At 45.1% G+C, this 24,005-nt stretch carries 17 protein-coding genes; 7 read left to right on the top strand and 10 right to left on the bottom strand.

Annotation, left to right across the window (positions count from 1 at the left end):
- Positions 1-182 precede the first annotated feature (182 nt).
- Entirely contained in the window at positions 183-1,634 is a 1,452-nt protein-coding gene (locus tag RID09_RS08935) for an efflux RND transporter periplasmic adaptor subunit (RefSeq protein WP_446335594.1), read from the bottom strand.
- Positions 1,635-2,083: 449 nt separating this feature from the next.
- On the opposite strand from RID09_RS08935, the gene RID09_RS08940 reads away from it, so the two are divergent.
- The gene (locus RID09_RS08940) at positions 2,084-3,736 is read left to right on the top strand and encodes an alpha-amylase family glycosyl hydrolase (RefSeq protein WP_446335595.1); all 1,653 of its coding nucleotides are present in this window, start codon (positions 2,084-2,086) and stop codon (positions 3,734-3,736) included.
- A 131-nt stretch (positions 3,737-3,867) separates the two neighbouring features.
- Here the strand turns inward: RID09_RS08940 and RID09_RS08945 are convergent, their stop codons facing one another.
- Positions 3,868-4,134 (bottom strand): hypothetical protein, encoded by a 267-nt coding sequence (locus RID09_RS08945; protein ID WP_446335596.1) that lies wholly within the window; start codon positions 4,132-4,134, stop codon positions 3,868-3,870.
- A 379-nt stretch (positions 4,135-4,513) separates the two neighbouring features.
- Here RID09_RS08945 and RID09_RS08950 point away from each other — a divergent pair, with 379 nt between their 5' ends.
- The 4 genes from RID09_RS08950 to RID09_RS08965 all read left to right on the top strand — a co-directional run bounded on the left by RID09_RS08950 (position 4,514) and on the right by RID09_RS08965 (position 7,362).
- Positions 4,514-4,891, top strand: a complete 378-nt coding sequence (locus RID09_RS08950; RefSeq protein ID WP_446335597.1) for a DUF1823 family protein — start codon at positions 4,514-4,516, stop codon at positions 4,889-4,891.
- Between the two features lie 74 nt (positions 4,892-4,965).
- The gene (locus RID09_RS08955) at positions 4,966-6,546 is read left to right on the top strand and encodes a cation:proton antiporter (protein ID WP_446335652.1); all 1,581 of its coding nucleotides are present in this window, start codon (positions 4,966-4,968) and stop codon (positions 6,544-6,546) included.
- 59 nt (positions 6,547-6,605) lie between these two features.
- Positions 6,606-6,977: a hypothetical protein gene (locus tag RID09_RS08960; protein WP_446335598.1), complete on the top strand. Its 372-nt coding sequence runs from the start codon at positions 6,606-6,608 to the stop codon at positions 6,975-6,977.
- Positions 6,964-7,362 carry a type II toxin-antitoxin system death-on-curing family toxin gene (locus RID09_RS08965; protein WP_446335599.1) on the top strand — a complete coding sequence of 133 codons (399 nt, stop codon included), beginning with the start codon at positions 6,964-6,966 and terminating at the stop codon, positions 7,360-7,362. Before RID09_RS08960 ends, RID09_RS08965 begins: the two co-directional genes overlap by 14 nt.
- 66 nt (positions 7,363-7,428) lie before the next feature.
- Here the strand turns inward: RID09_RS08965 and RID09_RS08970 are convergent, their stop codons facing one another.
- The gene (locus tag RID09_RS08970; protein WP_446335600.1) at positions 7,429-8,124 is read right to left on the bottom strand and encodes a potassium channel family protein; all 696 of its coding nucleotides are present in this window, start codon (positions 8,122-8,124) and stop codon (positions 7,429-7,431) included.
- Positions 8,125-8,304: 180 nt separating this feature from the next.
- Here RID09_RS08970 and glgA point away from each other — a divergent pair, with 180 nt between their 5' ends.
- Entirely contained in the window at positions 8,305-9,780 is a 1,476-nt protein-coding gene (gene glgA / locus RID09_RS08975) for a glycogen synthase GlgA (RefSeq protein WP_446335601.1), read from the top strand.
- Positions 9,781-9,943: 163 nt separating this feature from the next.
- Here the strand turns inward: glgA and RID09_RS08980 are convergent, their stop codons facing one another.
- Positions 9,944-11,659 carry a ShlB/FhaC/HecB family hemolysin secretion/activation protein gene (locus RID09_RS08980; RefSeq protein ID WP_446335602.1) on the bottom strand — a complete coding sequence of 572 codons (1,716 nt, stop codon included), beginning with the start codon at positions 11,657-11,659 and terminating at the stop codon, positions 9,944-9,946.
- A gap of 303 nt (positions 11,660-11,962) precedes the next feature.
- Here RID09_RS08980 and RID09_RS08985 point away from each other — a divergent pair, with 303 nt between their 5' ends.
- The gene (locus RID09_RS08985) at positions 11,963-14,557 is read left to right on the top strand and encodes a CHAT domain-containing protein (protein WP_446335603.1); all 2,595 of its coding nucleotides are present in this window, start codon (positions 11,963-11,965) and stop codon (positions 14,555-14,557) included.
- Between the two features lie 135 nt (positions 14,558-14,692).
- On the opposite strand, the gene RID09_RS08990 is transcribed toward RID09_RS08985, so the two are convergent.
- From RID09_RS08990 to RID09_RS09015, 6 genes are all read right to left on the bottom strand, one after another.
- The gene (locus RID09_RS08990; RefSeq protein WP_446335604.1) at positions 14,693-15,556 is read right to left on the bottom strand and encodes a DUF928 domain-containing protein; all 864 of its coding nucleotides are present in this window, start codon (positions 15,554-15,556) and stop codon (positions 14,693-14,695) included.
- Between the two features lie 156 nt (positions 15,557-15,712).
- Entirely contained in the window at positions 15,713-17,644 is a 1,932-nt protein-coding gene (locus RID09_RS08995; RefSeq protein WP_446335605.1) for a CHASE2 domain-containing protein, read from the bottom strand.
- A gap of 295 nt (positions 17,645-17,939) precedes the next feature.
- Entirely contained in the window at positions 17,940-20,435 is a 2,496-nt protein-coding gene (locus RID09_RS09000) for a two-partner secretion domain-containing protein (RefSeq protein ID WP_446335606.1), read from the bottom strand.
- A 127-nt stretch (positions 20,436-20,562) separates the two neighbouring features.
- Complete coding sequence (locus tag RID09_RS09005) at positions 20,563-20,757, bottom strand: hypothetical protein (RefSeq protein WP_446335607.1); 195 nt, start codon at positions 20,755-20,757, stop codon at positions 20,563-20,565.
- 1,154 nt (positions 20,758-21,911) lie between these two features.
- Complete coding sequence (locus tag RID09_RS09010) at positions 21,912-22,916, bottom strand: glycerophosphodiester phosphodiesterase (RefSeq protein ID WP_446335653.1); 1,005 nt, start codon at positions 22,914-22,916, stop codon at positions 21,912-21,914.
- 50 nt (positions 22,917-22,966) lie between these two features.
- Positions 22,967-23,626 (bottom strand): SDR family oxidoreductase, encoded by a 660-nt coding sequence (locus RID09_RS09015; protein ID WP_446335608.1) that lies wholly within the window; start codon positions 23,624-23,626, stop codon positions 22,967-22,969.
- Between the last annotated feature and the right edge of the window lie 379 nt (positions 23,627-24,005).

Here is a 24,005-nt window from a genome sequence, read left to right on the forward strand (position 1 = left end):
ACGGTGGGGAGTGTCATTGGTCATTGGTCATTTGTGGTTAGGTTTGTAGGGGTGAATATATGGGGGACTATCTGTTGTCACTGTCACATCAATGCTTCTTCCCATATATTCACCCAAACCCGAGAACCCAAAAATAAGGAATAGTTACGAAACACAAAGGACGAATGACAAAGGACAAATGACTAGGAATCTGGAATAATCGGAGCGCCATCGGATAAATTGAGGATACCTGAGACAACGATTCTATCTCCGGGTTCAATACCTTCAAGGACTTGGTATCGATTCCCTTGAATATTACCCAATGTCACGGGTCTTTGCTGGGCAATGAGTTCAGGATCGCCCGGTTTGGCTTCCTCTGGCGGTTGGGCGACAAAGACAAAAGGTTTCCCAGCTAGACGAGATACAGCATTGACGGGAATTAACACACCGGGACGTTTTTCCCAGATGACTCGTGCATCCACTTTCTGCTGATCGTACAGGCGACCATTTGGATTAGAAAAGGTGGCTTTTGTCAAGAGGGTTTGGGAATCTCTATTCACTTGCGGTGAAATAAAGCTAATCCGCCCGGTAGCAATGGGGGGTTCGGTTGCCGGAGTACCTTGGTTTCGCAGTTCAACGGGGAGTCCCTGGCGCACCCTCTGGCTTTGCTGTTCGTCAATGGGGATTTCTACGTCTAAGGTTTGGTTTTGAGTAATGGTGGTTAGGGTATCACCCACATTCACGTAGTCTCCCACTTTGACGAGAATATCCCCAACCACTCCATCAATCGGGGCGACGACGCGATTAAATTGCAACTCCTCTTGCCTAACTTCCACATCCGCCCTAGCACTGGAGAGGTTAGCGGCGACTCTGGCTTCAGTGGCTTGGGCGGCTTGGACTCGTTGTTGTGCCACATTCAGGGCTTCCTTAGAGGCGGCTAAGGCTTGGGCGGCGGCGTCACGGGCGGCGATGGCTTGATTGCGATCGCGTTTTTTATCATCGAGTTCTTGTCTGGGTTGAACCCCTTGATCTACCAACTGTTCAGCCCGTTGATAGTTCACCCGCGCTAGTTCTAAGTCTGCTTCTCGGCTTTGCACTTCGGCGGCTTGGCGCCCCACTTCGGCTTTGAGACGGGCAATGTCGGCTTGGGCGGCTCTGACTTCGGCTTGTGCATTATTCAGGGTAGCGGTTTGGGCATTCACATCTGCGATCGCACTTCTGAGTTCGGCTTCACTCCGTTCCGGCTTCAGTTGTAAAATTAAAGCGCCAGCTTCTACGCGATCGCCTGATGCAGCCACAATTCGGGTAATTCTACCAGCGGCTTCGGGTCGTAATTCAACCTTTTGTTTTGCCTCTAAAGTACCCACAAACTGAGAACTTTCTTCCAGCGTACTCGGTTGCACCTGTTCCAGTTTCACGGGGACATCCTGAGGTTGCTGGGCGGTTGGGGGTGAGTTGTTTTGCCGTAAAAAATGCCACGCCGCCCAACCACCACCACCAAACACTAAAACGGTGAATAACAATCCCAGCCATAATTTTGGCGTGGGTGACGATTTTCCCTTGGGTTGGTCGGCTTCAGAGATAATGGAATCCGAGGATTCCCACGCTTGGTTGGAAGGGTCAGGGATAGATGTTTGGGAGTCGGAGGATGCCATAATTGTGTTTTGATGATGGAAATTCTGATTTGACGCGACAGTCCATCGTTGACTTGCTGGTTCAGATCGTGAGAACTGTCAGGTAGATGCCGCCAGCCAAGAGGGTAAACCTGTCCTCACTTGTTTATATTACTTAAGACTTGAACAAAATATATCCTCCAGTCGGGTGTATCGAGGTGGGGGACTCCTAGTGCAGCGATCGGGGAGCTAGGGTTGTAGAGACGTTGCATGGAACGTCTCCTAGCTGGGGGAGATAGTAGCTTTTGGCGTTATTTCTGCCTTCTTGCACTAGAACCCATCAACGTTAAATTGAAAACGATAAGAGGCAATAACAATGACCAAGAGATTGCAAGATCTATCTTCCGCTAGATAGCTATCTCTGAAAAATACCGCTTACGATAAGCATCATCTTTAAATAATCTTTACTTCACCCCAAGGGGGTCAATTAAATGGCTGCTCCCATTGAATTTTCTTTGTTTGCTCCTTACAACCAAGGAGCCTCATTGATTGGCTCTTTCTCTAATTGGCAAGAAATTCCCATGGAGAAAGATGAGCAGGGCTATTTTCGCACATCCGTTGAACTTGAGGATGGTATTTATAAATACAAATTCCGGGTTCAATCCAATTCTTGGTTTTTTGAGTCTGATCAATGGGTAGAGGTCAATGATCCCTACGCTACCGATATTGAAGATCCGACTCAGAACTGCGTCGTGCGGATCAAAGATGGAGCACGCATCGTCGATACTTACGTTTGGATGCATGACAATAAACCTCTACCTCCTGACCATGAATTAGTCATCTATGAAATGCATGTCGGTGACTTTTCCGGTGGCGAAGATGATCCTTATCCACGGGGGAATTACCAGCATGTTATTGAAAAGTTAGATTATCTGGTGGAATTGGGAATTAATGCGATTGAGTTAATGCCTATCAAAGAATATCCCGGTGACTACAGTTGGGGGTACAATCCTCGCTATTTCTTTGCTACTGAGTCTAGCTATGGTTCTACAGATGAATTGAAACATCTGATAGACGAATGTCATGCTAGAGGAATTCGGGTAATCATGGACGGGATCTACAACCACTCAGAATCGGAAAGCCCTCTCACTCAAATTGACCACGATTACTGGTATCATCACTCTCCCCGTGACCCGGATAACAACTGGGGACCCGAATTTAACTACGAACATTACGACGAAAATCTAGAGACTTACCCAGCGCGGAAGTTTATCGGTGATGTAGTTCGGTTCTGGATCACAGAATATCATATTGATGGCATTCGTTACGACGCAGCGCGGCAAATTGCCAACTACGACTTTATGCATTGGATTGTCCAAGAGGCTAAAAAAACCGCAGGGGCAAAACCATTTTACAATATTGCCGAATACATCCCTGACAATCCCAGCATCACTAATGTTGATGGACCGATGGATGGTTGCTGGCATGATAGCTTTTACCACACGGTTAAACCTCACATCTGTGGTGAAAGGTTTGAGTTAGAATCACTTAAGGATGTGATTGATTGTAAGCGTCAAGGCTACCTAGGAACGACTAATGTTGTAAATTACTTGACCAATCACGATCACGAACGCCTGATGGTTGATTTGGCGAATCTGGAAATCTTTGATGAAGAAGCCTTCAAACGCCTTAAGTTAGGGGCTGTTTTGCTAATGACAGCAGTTGGTATTCCTTTGCTGTGGATGGGTGAAGAGTTTGGGGAATATCAACCGAAATCCATTGAGTCCAGAAAGATTGATTGGCAACTACTGGGTAATGATCATAATCGCGAGTTGTGGGACTACTATAAGGGGTTAATCGGACTGCGAAAAAACAATAGTGCTCTCTATACTGAGAACATTAATTTCTTCTTTGAAGATCCAGACGCCAAAGTTCTGGCTTATGTCCGCTGGAATGATCAAGGCTCTCGTGTTGCTGTCGTTGCCAATTTTTCTGATAATTTCCTCGCTGGGTATACTCTTTCCAACTTTCCTGAAAATGGCATTTGGCACGAGTGGACAGGTAACTATGAGGTGGAAGCCAACGATAATAATTTAACCATTGATCTTGGCGGATACGAAGCCAAAGTATTTGTCTGGCAGTAAGGAATCCAATCCGCTCCGCGATCGCGTCTTTGTCGGGTGGGCATTGCCCACCTTATTTTTATGAATAACATTGAAATTTTTGTCAACACAAAGTAGCAAACCGCAGTTAGCGATAGCCAAAATTTACGCATTCATAACATTCGTATTCGTAGGGGAGAAGCATTCGCGCCCAGATTTTTCGGTTCGACGGCTAAATTGCCGTCGCGAATGCTTCGCCCTGTCTGTCTTTCTGAAGATAAATTTGTATAGTCTATAGTTTCTAGTTCGGTGGGTTCAACCTCAATTGGTTCTGAATCAGTATTGCAAGCATTCCATAACTCCTGAGAAGATAGTTCAGATAGAACCTGCTGGCGACAGTTTAAATAATCCTCAATAATTGCATTTTCTGAGTTAGCCATTTTATTGAAAAGTAACAAATTTGCAAAATAGACAATATTGGTGATATGATTATACATCAATTTTAGTGCATCTTTTGTACTCTACCTTATTGGCAAAATCGGTATCAGGCACACACAAGTCCTGTTAGCCAAGCCTTCTGTTTAGGAGCAACTCACAACCAGACGCGCCCCTGTGCGTCTCTACACTCAAAACTATTTAACTCAAGGACGGGTTTTGAGGTAACATTATCATCAATAGCTAGCGCCAAATAGCCGCTCAAAACTATGCCCGAAAAGCGAAGGGTAAAGTCGGGGCGGGTTTAGTCGCATCTGGGTAAGCCCAGAAACGATAGTCGTCAAACCCGCCCCTACACACTCAAAACCCAAAACTCTTAAACTGATGCCTCAACTTCCTCCACTCAATACCGAAACCCTTTGGCAAATATTGAATGAAGAACTGGATGATGATACCGTAAATCAACTCGTCTGGCACTATTTGGGTTATCGCTATGACCAAAAAACAAACCAATGGGATTGTACCAATGTACCTCCGGAATGGCAACAGGACTATCCGGAACCGCCTAACTTTATCGAGAGTCGTCCCGCCACAGTTAAATTAACTCGTTCGATTCCCAAGGACAATAAACAGTTATTGAAAGAACAGTTAGGATTTAAAGGCTATAAAATCGGCGAATTTGGTCCGAGACAGACTCGTCGAGCCACCGCTGCAAATTGGCTGTTAAGTTACATGAAAGATACGGGATTGAGCCAGGAGTGAATTTACTGATCACGAATAGCATCACCAGCTTAATATTAACCAACCTTGGGCAATGGTTTAGCGATCGCATCCTCCTGAATGTTCCCGTCAGCGAGGGTGAGGGGAATGTAGCAGAACTTGTCAGTTTCCTGATTATTCTGTTATTAGTCGCCACAGGAGTGGCTTTGATTTCGCGACGATTCCGTATTCCTTACATTACGGGGTTAGTGTTAGCCGGATTAGCGATTACGGAACTCTTACCCAGTCGCGTCGGGTTGGATTCGGCGCTGATTTTTAATCTCTTTTTACCGATTCTCCTGTTTGAAGCGGCAATTAATACCGATATTTCTCGCCTCCGCAGCACGATTAAACCCATTGTTTTTCTCGCCGGACCTGGTGTTTTACTCTGTGCGGGGATTACCTCAGTTTTATTGAAATTTGAGTTAGGCATAGATTGGATACCCGCTGCACTAGTAGGTGTGATTTTATCCATTACCGATACTGCTTTAGTCATTGCTGTCTTTAAAGAGGTTTCGGTTCCCCACCGATTGGTTACTCTAGTTGAGGGAGAAAGCCTGCTCAACGATGATGTCGCGTTAGTCTTATTTAGTCTAATTTTGACAATTCATGAAACGGGGGCATTATCGGCGCTGGATGTCGTTCAAGAATTTTTATTCGTACTCATTGGTGGTGCTTTAGTTGGCGCGGCGTTGGGATATCTGAGTATTGGGTTATTGAGCAAAACTGAAGATCCCTTGGGCGGAATTTTACTCACCGTGGCTCTGGCTTTAGGCGCATTCCAAACGGGACAGGTTTTGCATGTGTCGGGTGTAGTTGCTGTGGTAATCGCGGGACTGATTGTGGGCAACTTTGAACATTCACAGGTGACGTCTGCCTCGAATCAAGTTACTTTATTTAGCTTCTGGGAATATGCCGGATTTGGCGTTAATACGTTTATTTTTTTACTGATTGGCTTAGAGATTAACGTGATTACCCTGTGGCAAACTTTACCTGCTGTTTTTTTAGCCTTAATTGCTTATCAAGTTGGGCGAATGTTGACTGTTTATCCCTTGCTATCCTGGGTGCGTTTTTTTGATAAACCAATTCCAGTACGTTGGCGTCATATCCTCTTTGCCGGTAATATTAAAGGCTCACTCTCCACCGCCCTAGCCTTGAGTCTACCTGCTGATTTGCCGGGACGAGAAACTCTGATTGCGATCGTTTTAGGCATTGTTTTAATTTCTTTGGTGGGACAGGGGCTAAGTTTACGTTGGGTGGTACGGCGTTTGAAGTTATCTTATCGTTCAGAATCCTATCAGCAGATTGAGGAACTGCAAGCTCAATTGATGACGGCTAAAGCGGCACAAGATGAATTAGACAGTCTCCTGAAAACTGGGGTATTACCGAAATCGATTTATGAAGAAATGCGAGCCTCCTATCAACTGCGAGTCGCCACGGCTGATAGAACCTTGCGGGAAATCTATAATCAGCGTTCAGAAGACTCACCAGAAAATCGGCGCGATCGCACGAAACTAGAAGCGATTCGTCGGCAATTACTCTTAGCAGAAAAAGGAGCGTTAACAGACGCCCTGCGGAAGCGGATTCTATCTGAAGCTGTGGTGCAAGAGCGGATAAAAAAAATCGATGAGCAGTTGTTGACATTAGAGGATGATTAGTGCAGCATGGCGTAAATTTAGGCTTACCTCCTTTATGTTATAGTTAAACAAGTAAGTGTATGGCTAGATATAAAATTAAATACCAAGATGTTCAAAGAGACTGCTTTGACAGCAAAAGTGAAAAAGGGATGAGCAAGATTATCACTGACCGTCGAAATTCATTAGCAGTGGCGATAGAGGGTTGTCGTTATCATGTTATTGGTTACCCAAATAAGGCGATCTATCCTGTCCATCGTCGTCGGCAGCGTATTAAGGGGAGTAGGGGAACAACAGTTTCCGGTAATACTTCTCAGCTAATCGCTGCACAAACTTTGAATCCACCAAAGGAACAAACTATCACTTCCGATTCTTTAACGATGAGAGCTATACAAGCTTTCATGGATACTGAGGATGAATGGGCAGAGGTGTACGCTAATCTTGCCAAATCCTGAATTTATTCCAGAAGATGCCGTTATAGCTATCCACGAACGATTAATAGAAAGGTTTGGTGGGGCGCTGGGTTTAAGAGACAAGGGCTTACTTGAATCAGCTCTTTCCCAGCCCCAGCAAACTTTTTTTGGTGAATTACTCCATCCAACTATTCATGAACAAGCCGCCGCTTATCTTTATCATTTAGCCAAGAATCATGCTTTTATAGATGGCAATAAGAGGATTGCCCTAGCAGCAGCAATTACTTTTCTTCAACTTAACGGTTATAAACTAACTCTTTCCAAGCCTGAAGCTGAGCAGTTGGTATTGAATGTGGTTGAATCAAAGATAACGAAAGAGGAACTTTTCGTCATATTCGATAACCATATTCAATCCCTAAAAGTTTAACGTAGGGACTTGCAATAAAAACAGATTAGAGCAATAATTTCCCCTTGTATTCCCTGTTTTGTAAATCTATTCGAGCGGCGGAAGTTTAGAACCAACCCCTAAAAAATTGATGACTTGGTGCAACAGTTCCGCTTTTGTCACAACAAGTATCGTTGATCCTTGTTCGAGTACCGTATTGTCATGAGGAATTACTAAATCTGCATGAGGATGGGATTGATAGCCAATAATTAAAGAACCGACAGGAAACCGAGAATCCTGAATCACTTGAGTCACAGTACGACCCGTTACATCCGACTCTCCAGGTATCCCAAGTTTAAATACTTCCACCTGACCCTGTTCATAGTGCATAATAGATTCCACTTCCGGATATTCTATCGCGTTGACCATGCGATTTACGGCTAAGTCAACGGTGCTAATGATATGATGAGCGCCCGCAATGCGTAGAGGCTCTTTAAAATCCCGTTGGCGTATGCGAGTAATAATATGGGGAACACCATAGTGTTTAGCAAGAGTAACCATTGCCAAATTCAAAGCATCATCTCGCAGCACCGCCGCCATTGCATTAGCTTTGCGAATCCCAGCTTCGAGTAGCACTTGGGTAGTGACGGCGCTCCCTTCAAATGCCATAACCCCCACTTGTTCGCGAGCATACCGACAAGCTGTAGGATCTGTATCAATAATCGCGATCGTATGTCCTAATTCCACTAACTGCTGGGCTAAACTCAACCCCACTAATCCCGCGCCGCCGATTAATACGTACATGATTCGCTTTGTCCTTTGTCATTTGTCATTTACTTCCCCAGCTTCAAGAGCTCCCAGAGGTGTCATGGCACCTCTGGAACATTGCTTCCCCAGCTTCCCCTGTTTAGCGGATGACAGAGGCTGACGAAAAATGGTACAAAATCATAGTTTAAAAATGGGATAATTAAGCGAGGAAGCGGAATGTACATTATCCAGGTTGCCTCTGAATGCGCCCCTGTGATCAAAGCCGGAGGCTTAGGGGATGTGGTATATGGTCTAAGCCGGGAGTTAGAAATTCAGGGACATTGCGTCGAGCTGATTCTGCCCAAATACGATAATATGCGCTATGACCACATCTGGGGACTCCATGATGCTTATATTAATCTATGGGTACCGTGGTATGGTGCGGCAATTCACTGTTCCGTCTATTGTGGTTGGGTTCATGGACGAGTCTGTTTCTTTATTGAACCCCATTCCCAGGATAATTTCTTCAATCGGGGCTGCTACTACGGTTGTGATGATGATAACGTGCGGTTTGCTTTCTTCTGTAAAGCCACGTTAGAGTTTCTACTGCAGAGTAATAAACGTCCTGATGTCATCCACTGTCACGATTGGCAGACGGGTTTACTCCCAGTCATGCTCTTTGAGATCTACAAATATCATGGCATGGGGAATCAACGGATATGCTACACCATTCACAACTTTAAGCACCAAGGAATGGGGGGAAATGAGATTCTTAGGGCAACCGGGTTGAATCAGGAATCCTATTATTTTCAGGATGATCGATTGAAAGATAATTTTAATCCCTTTGCCATAAACTTTATGAAAGGCGGTATTGTGTACTCTAATGCCGTTACAACTGTTTCTTCTCATCATGCCTGGGAAGCTCGTTTCACGCCCATAGGATGTGGGTTAGGTCATATCTTACATTTGCATCAGGATAAGTTTACCGGGATTCTCAACGGCATTAACGATGATTTTTGGAATCCGGAACAAGACCGCTATATTCCCTATCCCTACGCCCCAGATACCTTTGAAGACAAAGCGAAAAATAAAAAAGCGTTGCGAGAACAGCTGCTGCTACAGGATGTCGATAAACCGATTGTGGCATTTATTGGTCGTTTAGATGATCAAAAAGGAGTTCATCTCGTCCATCACGCCATCTACTATTCACTCCACAAGGGCGCTCAATTCGTTTTATTAGGTTCAGCCACAGCGGCGGCAATTAATTCCTGGTTCTGGCACGAGAAATACTACTTAAATGATAATCCTGATGTCCATTTAGAACTAGGCTTTAATGAAGAGTTATCTCATTTGATTTATGCCGGATCAGATTTTATTCTGGTGCCTAGTAATTACGAACCCTGCGGACTAACTCAGATCATTGGCTTAAAGTATGGAACCGTACCAATTGTGCGGAGCGTGGGGGGACTTGTTAATACTGTATTTGACCGCGATCACGACTCGACTCACCCCATGGAAAAACGCAATGGGTATGTATTCAATCACACCGATTATTATGCGTTGGAATCCGCGATGGATCGGGCGTTGGGATTGTGGTATGACTATCCTGAAGAGTTCCGTAAATTGGCACTTCAAGGTATGGCGTATGATTACTCGTGGAGTACTTCGGCATCTAAGTATGTGAAAATTTATGACACGATCCGACATCAATAGGGTCTGCTGAATAAGTGCAAGCGGTGGGGGTAGAGAGATGGGGAGATAATGATCAATATACTGTAGGGGCGACCCGCCTGCATCAATGAACACCACTCATCCACTCCATTGTATCGGGTCGCCCTTTACTCAATAATTTCCAGAGAAGATGGTTTAAAATCGCCTAAAAGGGTCGAAAAAGAATGGAAAAGGTAATCCCATTGTCTTGCAGAGAACCTCCTTCATCCTCAACATTATTGAGGGGAATCCCCCAATACAGTTGCGCGGACCAAGACGGATCGCGTTGCCACAAAAGTCCTAACCCAATACTGGTTAAGGTGTTAGGACTCGTAACTTCATCCTCGTGGTTCCAAACTGTGCCAATATCAAAAAAAGGAGCGATTTGGACAGTCCCAATCCCCTCCGGTTGGCGGATAATCGGTAAACGAACTTCCACAGAACCAATAATTCCATTGTCAGCCACACGTTGATTTTGGCGATAGCCGCGCACGGTATCAATTCCGCCAATACTGAACTGTTCGAGAGGTAAGAGAGAATCATTCGATAGTTGCGCTCCAGCGCGAGCGATAATGATACTATCAGCGCCTAAAGCCTGCACCCACTGAAACTGTCCCACCCAACTCATAAAACGCCCATCAATTCCCGTATCATTGATTGTGGCATCAAAAGCATCTAAACCAAAACTAAACTGCGATCGCGCAGCTAAGACGCGATCCGTTGAACGATTTACCCAGTCTTGGCTAAACCGCAATACGGTTACTTTCGATTCCCCATCTTCAGGTCCGAGGGAAAAGGAAAATGGGATATCCTCAAGGACAAAAGTTTGACTTTGACGCAAATCCAGGGACAAGGAAAGGGCAAAGTCACTCGTCGGCTTGTGGACAATCGGTTGGCGAAACCCAACTGAAAAGGTTTCCGAGTGGGAGTTAATGTCTAAGACTGAAAACGGATCTTCGACAATTTCACTATCGCTATGGTTATAGCTGAGCCTTAACTTACCATCCCTGGGATTTAAGGGGATTTCATAGCTAAGACCATACTGATCAACACCTTCAGTTATGCTATAGTCTGCACTCAAGCGATCGCCTAATCCCAACAGATTCCGATTCTCTACTCTCACTGTCCCCCCTAGGGAACCGACACTGGGAGAGTCTCGATTTTCTATAGTCACAGCACTTGTCCAAGGTTTTGCCTCTTCTAGCTGTAGGGTTAAGACACTCGTACCTGCTATCGTTCCCGCCGATAACTCCGCTTGAATTTGATCGAGTACCGGATCAAGTTGCAGCAGTTGCAGTGCTTCTTCCAAGCGACGAAGATTCACCGGGGTTTGAGCCGCCAACTGAATCCGCGATCGCACATAATCCTCCTGCAAACGTTCCAATCCTTGAATATCAATCCGTTCAATACTACCTTCAACCACCTGAATACTCACCACACCATCAGTAATATCCTGAGACGGCAAAAAAGCACCAGAGGTGGTGTAGCCATTATCCGTATATAACCGGGTAATCGCCGTGCGAATCGCTAATAATTCTTCAAAGGAAGCATTTTGACCAATAAAAGGCGCAACAACGGCTTGTAATTGAGTCCCAGAAAAAACCGTACTCCCTAATACCTCCACTCGTTTTATCTTGACATTTATATCTAAATCTGGTATAGATGTTGGGTTAATTTCCGGAGTGGGTGTGAGTGGGGGAAGTGATGGGGGAAGTGATGGGGGCGTCGTCGGTAAAGAAGGCAGAGTGGGACGGGTGGGTTCCAGGATACCCGGTGGAATATCCGGATTAGTTTGACTCATCGATGGCAAGTCTTGAGCTAGGGCGGTACAACTCCAGCTCAAGTACAGCATATTTAAAGCCCAAAGAAACCGTTTAAACATGAAACCGTAGCGCAAAGGTCATCGGTTGACAAGGATGCAGAGAAACCCCGGACTGTTTTAAGCGTCTAGTTGCCCAAAAAAATAATTCATACCCCATTGCCTTCATGCTAAGTAATATTCTTTTATTTCTTGTTCTGCTTTTATCATCAGTTACCGGAAGAAATACAATATAGTAGCAGCTTGCGAAGACTAATTGTCCCCTGTTTTTGCACGTTGAGAAACCCTGAGATTCTCAAATTTAGACCACCCAGTTCCGGTGGAAATTTCCTAAAATAGAGTTAATCGTTATCGTTGTTCCGAAAAATGTCCCACGGTTGGCAGCTTTGGCGTCGATTTATTGGATTATCCTTAGCCAGCCTTGTCTTTTGTATCAGCTTTCATCCCTGGTCCACTGGGCAAGCCGAATCCGCAACAGAAATTCAACAGCAGCAATTGCTCACACCGACTGCTGAAAAACAGCTCGTGTCCAAGGGAATTGAATCCTATCAAATCGGAGAATTTGCCCAAGCCATTACCTTTTGGGAACAAGCCCTACCTCAAATCACCGACGAAAAAGATAGAGCAATTGTTCACAATAACCTAGCTTTAGCCTATCGGCAAATGGGGGAACTAGCTCAGGCGATCGCGCACTGGGAAAAGGCGATCCAAATTTACCAGGCTTTGCCCGATGCAGAAAACCGCAAACAGATCGCGGGGCTATTAACTGAACAAGCCCAAACCTACAATGATTTAGGACAGCATCCGCGAGCGATTACTCTCTTAGAGTCAGCCATTGAACTCACCACTAAATACCCAGATCCCTTAACGCAAGCAGCCGCTCAGGGCGCTTTAGGCAATGCTCACTGGAGTTTGGGAAACTATGATCAGGCGCTGTCTGCCCACAAACGTAGCCTAAAAATTGCCCGCGAATTGAATAATACCAGCTTTATCGCCACAGCTTTGAATAACTTGGGGAATGTTTACATGAGCCAAGCCACCCGGTATAGTTATCAGGCGCAGGTGGCTGAGTTAGAAGGAGATATTGAACAGACAACGCGCTTAACCCAAGAAGCGATTCAGGATTGGACCCAAGCAAGAACATTTTTTGAGCAAAGTCTACAAACGGCTCAAGCCTTAGAGAGTTTGACCGAAATTAAAGCCTTAATGAATTTAAATCGCTGGGTGATTAGTCGTCATCTAGTCAATGTTGGTAATAATTCAGCCCAACCATTGAGTAGTGCTGATCAAGAATTTCTCCAGACGAATTGGCAACGAGTCAGAGAACTCCTAGTCAGAATACCCGATTCGCGACAGAAAGCCTATACGTTGATTAACCTAGCAGAGAGTTTTCAACGTATCGAATCAGAGGCTTCGACACAGGAGTCGATCCAGCTTTTGAGCCAAGCCATGATGGTTGCTCAAAAGATTGGCGATGCTAAAGCTCAATCCTTTGCCCTAGGGAGCTTAGGACAATTGTATGAATCAGCCGGAGACTACAGCACGGCGATGGAGTTGACTCGCCAAGCGGAATTTAGAGCCCAGCAAATTCAATCATCCGATAGTTTGTATCGCTGGCAATGGCAAGCAGGGCGGATGCTGAAAGCTAGAGGAGCCACCACTCAAGCCATTTCCGCTTATGAAGGGGCGATCTCGACGCTGCAAAACATTCGCGGCGATTTAGTCACGAATAAAGAGTTACAACTGGATTTCCGGGAACAGGTTGAACCCGTTTATCGGGAATTGATTGATTTGCTCCTGAATGCTTCTAGTGGCGATTTGAGCGATCCTAATTCCCAGGTAGCAGCCTCACCCCTGAAAAAAGTCATCGATATCGTCGAACTGCTCAAACTAGCAGAGTTGGAAAACTTTTTCGGCGATGAATGTGTGCAAGTAGCGAAAGACAAAGCCCAAAATGAGAAAGGATTAGCCGATGCCAATGCGGCTGTCATCTACTCGATCATTTTGAACGATCGCACCGAAATGATCCTGCGCTCGCCCGATGGTTCCCTGAAAAACTATCCTGTCCCCATCAGTAAGGAAGATATGGAAGCCGAGATTGAGCAGCTACGCTACTTTCTCGAACTGCGAACCACAGAGCAATATATCTTCCAAGCAAAAGAAATTTATAATCTGCTGATTCGTCCTCTGGAAGCTGATTTAGCTCTCATGCAACCCAAGACGTTAGTCTTCATCAACGATGGCGTCTTGCGTCAGATACCCATGAGTGCGCTGCATGATGGTCAAAAGTTTTTGATTGAGAAGTATCCCATTGCGATTACCCCCAGTCTGTCATTGACTACGAGTCAACCGTTAGATCACAATCACTTAAGTGTGTTGAGTATGGGTTTAACGGTTGCTAGACCTCCCTTTTCCGCCCTCACGAATGTAAAAGCTGAGCTAAATGCGGTCGAAGAAATATTAGGCGGGACTGAGTTAATTGATCAGGAATTTACATTCTCGAACTTGCAAGCAAAACTACGACGCAAAAATTTTCCCGTTGTTCACATGGCAACCCATGGCAAATTTGGTGTCGATTCCCAGAGTACATTTCTACTGGGTTATGATCAACAAATTAGTATTGAAGAACTCGACAATTTATTGCGTTCTCGCGGTCGTCGAGAAGCGGTGAAACTCCTCACCTTGAGTGCTTGCCAAACGGCGACGGGTAACAATCGCTCAGCCTTAGGAATTGCGGGTGTCGCTGTTCGAGCGGGTGTCGAGAGTGCTTTAGCGACGCTGTGGTATATCAATGATGAAGCGACTGTTCCGCTGATTGCCGAATTTTATAGCCAACTGAGCCAACCTGACATCACCCGGGCAGAAGCGTTAAGACAGGCGCAGCTTCAGATGATCTCTAATGTCAACTATAATCATCCTGCGGTTTGGTCGCCGTTTATTCTGATTGGGAATTGGAATTAGTTAGGGCTTGCTCAATAGAACTCAAAAGAGGGAGTAGGGATATACCATTTATCCCTACTCCCGTTATTGCACGAATGTTCACGCTCTACCCGCTTTCCGTTACATAAGACCTACTCGAAGCTAGTGGGCTGTCCACTAGAATGTTGATAGTCTTGTGGCAACATTGAGCCGCTCTTGCTGGGTCACTTGAGTTAAACCAACTTGCTCAAGCAGTGCCAGAAAATCATCGTTGGTGGCTAACTCATGGGAATTAGCTGTTGGAACTTTGGACATCGCCGCTAAGGCATCGTACCAAAGCCCAGATTCAGCATAGCTCCAAGCGCGATCGCGCCACACCTGTGTTGGCACATTGCTCTTGGTAGGAGGAGTCGATGGCAGTTGTTGTTCTAAAACCCCTGGTGTGCGTACACGCTCAATCCAGCTAATAAATACGGGATTGGCTGACGGACGCTTGGTATTACAGATCAGAGTTACTGACCATTTATAGGTTCGTCCGGTTTGCAGTTCAGGTCGATCTTTGGGAAGTTGCAACTGCATCATTCCCATCTGGGGAGAGTCAATCTGTTTCTCAAATAGCGGTTCAGGAACTCCAGGTTCCACTAGAGCAAACCGCATGGGTACAGAGACAGGCTGTGATAAGTGCCAGAAAAAGGTAGGATGACCCGATGTGGTTTGTCCAGCATAATCCTCAGATGGGATCAATAACGTAACTAAATCGTTGGTTAACGATTGGCTACAGCCGCGTGAACCCGACCCAATCGTCCGCCGTGGATTACTTGCCACGGGTGGTATATATTGTTTAGACGCGCGATTGGTTGACGTTGATTTTAACTCCGCATTGGCGGGTAGATCTTTCCAGGTCGAGGTCAGAAATTCTAAATTTTTTGACGACTGAAAAATCTGGGGTTCAGGTAGATCTAAAAAGCCGAACATTTGCAGGGAAAGAATTGAAGCTGTCCCGGCAATGATCGTTACTAATTTTTGCCGAGTAGTGTTCATGAGGTTAAGTCCTTCGTTTCATAAGGGTCTTTTTACAAAGGGTTTGGATGTGATGCACCTACTCTAGCTGTTGAAAAATTTTGCCTGAAGAATTTTAGACTCAATAGCGCTCTTTGCTGGCAAAATCTAAATCATTATACATGGCATTTTGAACAACTACAGCAAAATTTGATAAACTGCGGTTAACTGTTCGCGCCCTTTGAGTCTAACCTGACCGATTTGTTTCGTGGGGAATTGATTTTGCAGATGCTGATAGGTTTCTTCATTGATTAAAATCCGGCAAATTCCCCCATCTAGAGTTTTATCGTAACTTTCTAATCGAGCCGCGACATTCACGCTATCTCCTAGGGTGGTATAGTCGAGCCTTTGAGAGTTTCCCAAGCTACCTGTGACGACATCTCCTGTAGCAATTCCCACGCGCATCGCTGTTTGGGGATAGCCTTGACGTTGCCACTCTTGATTGAGGGTTTGCAGTTTCTGTGCCATGGCTACAGCACAGCTGACGGCGGCTATAGCATCTTGAGCAATTTCCTCGGATGTCGTGCGTTTAATCGGCACGCCAAACACAGCCATCACCGCATCTCCGATAAACTTATCCACAACACCGCCATGGTCTAGCACCGTCCCAGCCATAGCATCCATATATTGGTTCAGCCAAGCCATAAGCACTTCCGAACCCATATTTTCTGCTACTGTACTAAACCCTTTCAGGTCTGAGAACAGAACCGTCGCCGTCATCTTCTGACCACGTAGACGTCCTTCTTTGAGAAGTTGTTCGCGATCGCGCCAAATTGCTTCGGCGATTTGCTTCGTTACATGGCGACCGAATAAATTCATAACAGTGTGTCGCTCTTCACGCTCGAAGTTGGCGATGTACCCCGTAGTTGCTGTAGCGGCACCCAATAAAGCCAAGGCGGGAGGAATTACAGGAATCCACCAACTGCTGATGATAAAGGCTAAGTAGCTGCTCCCCACCAAACCTGCCAGCGCAAACAAAAGGCTGATTAGTGTCCAACGCGGCAGTAATTTAGCCAAACCTCCAGCATCTCGCAAAACCCAACACAGGGTTGCACCCGTTAAAGACCAGAGGAAAATCCAGACCACTTCGATGGGTTCGGACCAAGTTTTGAGTCCAGAACGTCCGTCTAAGGCTGAACTGAGCAATTGACTAATGATGTTAGCCTGAGCTTCTATCCCAGGTGTGCGCTCTTGGGTGGCAATTTTATCACCACTATAAGGGGTGTAGAAGAAATCATTCAGGCTAGTTGCCGTTGCCCCAATTAAAACGAGGCGATCGCGCATTAAGTCTGGTGGTATCCGATCTTCAAGTACCTCTGTCAATGACACCCTGGAAAAGGTACGCGCCGGACCCCTATAGTTTAGCAAAATCTGGTAACCCCCGTCATCTGCGCTAACATAACCGCCGTCATTGGCTGAAAAAGGTTGAAATACTCCCTTCCCTAAATGAAAAATTTTGGGATGCGTTTGTGACGGTTGAGCTATGATATTTTGCGCTTCTAAATACATCAACGCCAGTCTCATGCTAAACGACACAGTGGGTTGATCGTTTTTAACCATATAAAGCAACCCTCGACGCAGCTTGCCATCCGCATCGACCACCACGTTATTAAACCCCACTTGTCCTTTTTGGTCTAACATCGGTGGGGGAGCTACACTAGCGTTAGGATCTTGCTGATTAATTTTTTCTATCCCGATTAAATTGGGAGTAGTTTCAAAAACTTTGACCAATTCGTTCTGACCGGGCAAAACAGGTAAATCTCGATAAAGGTCAAGACCAATCACTCTGGGGTTTTGAGCTTTTATGGTTTTGAGGAGTTTAGCCAGGACAGAATCAGGAATGGGCCACTGTCCGACCTTTTTTAGATCCGCCTCACTAATTCCCACAATCAGAATTCGTTCATCAACAGGTTCTTGAGGACGCAAACGAAAGTATTGGTCAAGAGCTGCCCATTCCCAAGGCTGTAAAAAGCCGAGCAGCCGTAATAAAATAACGAGTCCAGCTACACCAGGAGCAACAGTCCAGACACCTCGCCCTGCCCAAATTTTTTGTCTCAGTTCTTTCCACATCCTATGTCTGTGCGCTCCTTGATGGTTAGAAGGCTAGTACAAAAAGGCAGATGGCTGATGGCAGATGGCTGCACTTGTTTAGGGTACTGCTTTTTCGCCTATTGTTAATGGGTAGATGTTTGAAGGATCACTTGTACTGTAACGGGAGCGAGAGCGAACTGCTATAGAACACCAGTCGATGTAATCGAAATCGATCCCCTAATTCCCAAAAAACCGTAACAAAAACTACACACTTATCCCTCTTGTAGAGACGTTCCACGCCTTACGTCTCTACCAACTGCTATTAGGGGACTCGCTATTCTTCTGGTGATGCCGCCTGATAGCAGATTAAATCATCAGTGTTAATCATCGCCACCAGTTCAGGAGCAGTACCCACTATGATACGTCCATCAGACGTTACCATCATACCGCGAGCTTCTTGAATTGGGTCACCGGGTTTCCAGAAACTGGGGGTTGAGGATGGGGAATTGACCGTTAGTGCAGTTGTTTGTTGTCCCCCATCGCCAGTAATGCCCTGAACCTGAGTGACAGTATAGCGACCCTGTAGTGGATCATAGGGGGTATTGGGTAAACCACCCGTACCTGTCACGATAAAGCTACCTTGCTCCTTATTGCGGTGGGTAAGGCAACTATCGGCAATTACTTGCTCTGGAGGGACAAAATTAGTGGATAGGGACGAGATAGAATTTTGATCCAAGCTCAGAGAAGATACTGATAAGCTACCAGACGTCGCCGTGGAACTCGTACCCAATGCCTCTACTGAAATATCCACGCGGTCATTCCCGCGAAATGGTTCAAAGGAGCCTGGGTTGCGACCTACGGCTGTTGCTTGACCACTGGAGAAAAGGTCTGCCAGAAACACGGGAGAGACAATCTCAATATTACCTCCCCTGCCATCAAAGGCATTTGCCAGAATGTCACTATCTTCTAGAGCGATAAAGACATCGGAGTTAATCGTAATATTGCCACCACCACCGATACTCTCAAAAACACTGGTACTAATCAAGCTACCGTTGCGTAGACGAATATCTTCAGCCGTGATGTCGATATTACCTCCCCCAGCTTGAGTTGAGGTCGCCCTGATTTCCCCACCATCTCGGAGTCTCAAGTTGTTGGTTGCAATTGTTAAATTTCCCGCATCACCCGTTCCTTCACTTGAAACTTCCAATCGACTCGTCAGAAGCTGACCATCTTCTCCTAAACCATTACCAATAACGTCTACAGTATCTGAGGTGCTTACCGTTAACGTTCCACCCTGACCTGCACCTGAGGTTGCTGCTGATACCTTTCCTCCATCTCGGAGTCTCAAGTTATTGGTGGTAATCATTAAATTTCCTGCATTGCCTGTTCCTTGACTGGACGCTTCTAACGTACTGGAATTAATCTGATTCTCTTCAGCAATACCTGTACCAATTATTTCCACGGAATCCAAGGCATTGACCGTTATCATCCCACCCTGACCTGCACCCGAGGTCGCTGCTGATACCTTTCCCCCATTCTCAATAATCAGCCGTCCTGTAGTAATCTCCAAATTTCCAGCATCTCCATTGGTTTGGGTATCAACCCTTAAATCACTTGATCCGACATTTGGGGAACTACCAGTTATTTGTACCGATTCTGATGCAGTTACAGTTAAATTTCCGCTGCGACCTGTACTAGCAGAACCTTTGATGAATGGAAATGAACTAGTAGATATTCCTGCTCCATCCCGGACAATTAACCGCCGAGTATTAACTTTTATGTCTCCGGCATCTCCGTCATCTCCCGTATTCGTGTTTATGTTGCTAGACCCCAGAATTTCTGAAAATCCACTCAGTTCTACTGATTCTGAACCCGTCACAACTATAGTTCCGGCTGAAACTGACCCAAACGTGAAAGAAGAAATTAATGAGCCATCGGCAAGTGTTATTTGTCTGCCTTGTACTTGGATATCACCACTACCGATATCTCCAGCATTAAACAAAGGACTCAGATCGGTTACATCAATGATAGCTGCTTGGAATAGGTGAATATCTTGAAACTTTTCAACATCCTCATAACTTAGAGCCAAACCTTGATTCGTTGGGTTCAACGTGACCCTACTGTTACTACCAACGCTTCCTACTTCAATCCGCCCACTTGGTGCTGTTAGATTACCACCTTCTAAGATAATTTCACCACCTACCAGTGCTAAGCTTTTATCTGCATCCACTCTCAAACCCGCAGGAACTCTACTACCATTGAATTTTTCCTGCATATCACCCCGACTTGCTCGAGAGCGGTTGATAATCCGTCCAGGAGAGTTTCCAAATTGCAGTCCTACAGGAACACTGACGGTCAGTATCGATGAGGCTGAGGGGTTAGTGGCACTGAACTCTGTGCCATCGGCAAATTTTACACTATTGGCTGTACTAGCAATAAAGGAACCACCCAAATCTAAGGCTGCTTCAGTGCCAAAGATAATGCCATTAGGATTGAGGAGAAATAAATTGGCATTACCTTGCGCTTTGAGTAAACCATCAATGTTCGAGATTGAATCACCAGTCACACGGCTAATAATGTTCTGGATAGTAGAGGTGTTGTCAAATAAAGCCGATCCACCCGTCGGTACTGAAAACTCCTCAAAACTATGGAAAAGGTTTCCTCCGGCTTGGCTACCGCCAGTGATAGTGAATTGAAGATTGTCCGCACTATTAACATTGGTAGGTAATGTCTCATCGGGGACAATTTGCCCTTGAGCAGAGCTAACTGAAATCAGAATGCAGTAGGGAAGAGTTGTAAGTAACCAGAATGGATAGGGCTGTCTTTCCATATAAGCACATCAGGGGGCAATAGTAAGAGTATAACAACTCATACCCCCTTAAGGTTTGAATCTTCTCTGCTCCTTGAATATATGTATTCTCTAAACAGAGATTTATGAAATTTAAATAGTTATGTTATTAACACCACCAAAAGCCCCATATCCTACGACACATATTGGGACTCGTCGCATCCTCTATCTGCTGTTGAGGACTCACAGGCTGGTCTTGCCTTATCCTATTTTCCATGCTGGCATTGGCAGAAACAGGAGCTACTCCAACTTGAGTAGAAAATGTTAAGCTGAGAGCGATCGCGGTAGATGCAACGAGTTTCATTATTCTTTTCTCCGAGTAGATGTACGAACCTGTGAGCTGAGTGTTTCTTCACCTAGCCCTAAAGTTTTGAGAGATAAACTGCTCTTATCAGAGAGTTTTTCTTTAGTTGTTGATTTAACCTGTTAGTGGCACACCCGATTAGTAGAAGTTTGAGAGAAATCTTTTTTTGCCACTGCTCTATAATTAAACTATAGCAAGATAAAATTCCAGATCAATGATCTTTACCAAAGCTTCATTGAGAGTTCATACCACCTTAATAAGTACATCTTATGCTTTAAGTTTTCTTCACAGAAGTTCCGGGTTAAGAGATACACCGAAGTTACTAGGTTTGAGTAAATTAAACGTAATACACAAAACTGTAGATTATTCACTATGACTATAGTTGAACCGAAATACACTTGAAATACGTCCTAGGTTTAGTGGTGTTTAAGTGATGGCTATCAGTTGAATCAGGTTAAATTATTCGTTGATCCGGAGGGTGACTTTCTCTTTCCCTCAAAGTGGGTGCTATTGATTCTCTCTCTGGGAGTTGCCACAGTGAAACCCTGATGATAGAAGGGGTGACTTATATTCTCTCGTCAGAGTTTTTTAACAAAGCTAGTCTATGCTAAGAATTGTAATGTAAGATTTGCTTATGTTAAGAAGTGTGACTCAATAATTCGTAACATCAAAGTTACTATAGAGTTGTTCATATTCTTTAGCTTCACTTTCATAAAAGCTGGGTCGTCGGTAAGTATTTTTACTCGGTCTCCTAAAGATAGATCCCTTTTCCTGGCAGGTTGTTCCAGACATACCCTTCCTATCGGCGTAATGGGCAATTGCCACAAATCTTGCTTTAAGTCCGTTTTTGGCGTAAGTAAACTCAACCCCATCGTATTTATTGAGCGACAAGCTTACCTCGAACTTACACCCACCATTAAAAATCTCAATCGTGAAAATTTGGTGAAAGGGAAATCAAGCCCTTCTCATCAAACAAGATGTTCCGCCATCTCAGGAGACGGTTTACCCAGTAAGCTTCTCTCTTAAATCGCTATAATCCAAATCTCGCAATAGTTTTAGCCGCATTGTAGTACTTATGTACTTTTGTAAGTCAGGTTAAAAAACTCTAATTTTTCTCAATTTTCCGTTTATGACAGACGTAGCAGGCTACGAACTTACACCGATGATCGAGAAACCTGAAGCGCTGTGTCGGGGAAGTCACTGAATAGTGCGTCAATTCCCAGGCGATAGAATTGCTGATACTCCAATTCAGGATTACCTTGATAGTCTGGGGCGAGAAAAACCTCTTCATTGCGGAATGTCCAGCCATGAACCTGCAAACCCTGAGCATGAGCGTCATCGAGTAACGAGGTGGGGGGTAACAAGTAACCATCCGCTCCTGTGGGTACAATCAGACGTTTGTTAATCCCGATCGCATCTGCATAATCAGCAATTTCCCTTAACCCCTGAGGCGTTACCAGATCTCGATACATCCGATTGCTATTGTCATGGTGTTGAGGATGAGCAATAAAATCGTAGGGTTGACCGATGTCATTCACTAACTGTACCAAGGATACATCAGTGATTTGCTTGAGCGCTTTCAAGTTCGCCGTTTCAAAGGATTGAATGAACACAGGAGAGTTGCGATCGCACCAACCGTACTGGTTGAGGATTTCTACCAATGGTTCTTCTAGCGAGAGTCCGATCGCGTTAAAGTAGGTGGGATGCTTAGTTTCTGGATAAATGCCAATCCTGTGTCCAGTTGCAGCATTTTGGCGTTGGAGGAGTTCCAGAATTTCTACCAGAGTAGGAATATCAAACAAGCCATCAAATTCTGTCGAACGCAGGTGAGGTAATCGTTCTTTGACTCCTAGGGTTTTTAGTTCAGCGAGAGTAAAGTCTTCAGTAAACCAACCGCTGATAGTTTGCCCATCAATCATTTTAGTGGTTTGGCGATCGCGAAATTCTGGACGAATCGCCACATCTGTGGTATTTGAGATTTCATTCTCGTGACGCGCTACCAATACCCCATCCTGTGTCATCACCAAATCGGGTTCAATGTAATCCGCCCCCATCTGAATCGCTAATTCATAAGCAGCGAGGGTATGTTCGGGACGATAGCCACTTGCGCCTCGGTGAGCAATCACCAAAGGACGGGAAATTTTGTCACGCGATCGCATCCTTATATTATGTCCGTTATTGTATGGATTATCCCCTGACTCAACAGAGCTTACCAAGGAAGTACTTCCCCCTTCGCGTGCCAAAACGTGCCAGAATTTTCCAAGTTGAGCTGATCAATTCGGGCTAAAAGTCCCTGAACTGCTTCCTGGGGAGGAATGCCACTCTGATCGGTCATATCTGTACTAACCATACCCGGATGGAGGATAGCCACAGCAATTTGACGAGGTTTTAAATCAATCGACAGGGATTTACCCGCCATGGATAGTGCGACTTTAGACATGCGGTAGCCGTAAGCATTACCAGAGGTGTTGTCTTCAATAGAACCCATGCGGCTAGTCATGATGGCAATCTTAGCACCTGCACCCAAATGGGGGAGTAAAGCTTGGGTTACCCGCAAAGCGCCCAACGCATTCACCTCAAATTGTTCCCGAATGGTATCAAAGTTAAGTTGGGGGAGGGTATTTTTCCGCCAAATTCCGGCATTGTTAATCAATACATCTATAGGAGTATCCTTTAAACGTGCCGCTAAGTCACCAACGGACTGATCTGAGGTGATGTCAATCCCCCTCTCCACCTGAATTCCTAAGCTGTCGAGAGCTTCAGACGTTTGGCGACAAACCGCGATCGCCGTTTCTCCTCGTTCGGTTAGCTGTCGGCAAAACTCTAAGCCGATACCTCGGTTCGCACCTGTCACTAAATAAGTCGCCATATTCACCCATAAATTTCATCCCTACGCTATTGTGCCAGATATTGGATTGAAGTTCCCCCGGTGCAGATGTACTATATGCAGCATGAAGCCCCACTCCGTCATAGTTTTAGCAATTGATCCTCCTCTATTTCTACCCATGTATATTTAGGATTTTCGGGTTTTCCGTACTGCTCCCGTTAGATTTTATAGAGAAGCCGAAGTAAGCGTCTACAACCGCCCTCTTGAGAATAATATTCTTACTTAGTGAAAATCGAAATATTTCATAAAGTTATTTAGTATCTTTAACTATCCATGGTTTAATTGAATGGTTTTGAGTTTTTTAAATTAATAATCTTAAAAGACAAATCATGGCAACTAATCTAGAAAATTTTAAGTCTCC

Source organism: Coleofasciculus sp. G1-WW12-02, from assembly GCF_040219735.1.
GTDB lineage: Bacteria > Cyanobacteriota > Cyanobacteriia > Cyanobacteriales > Coleofasciculaceae > Coleofasciculus.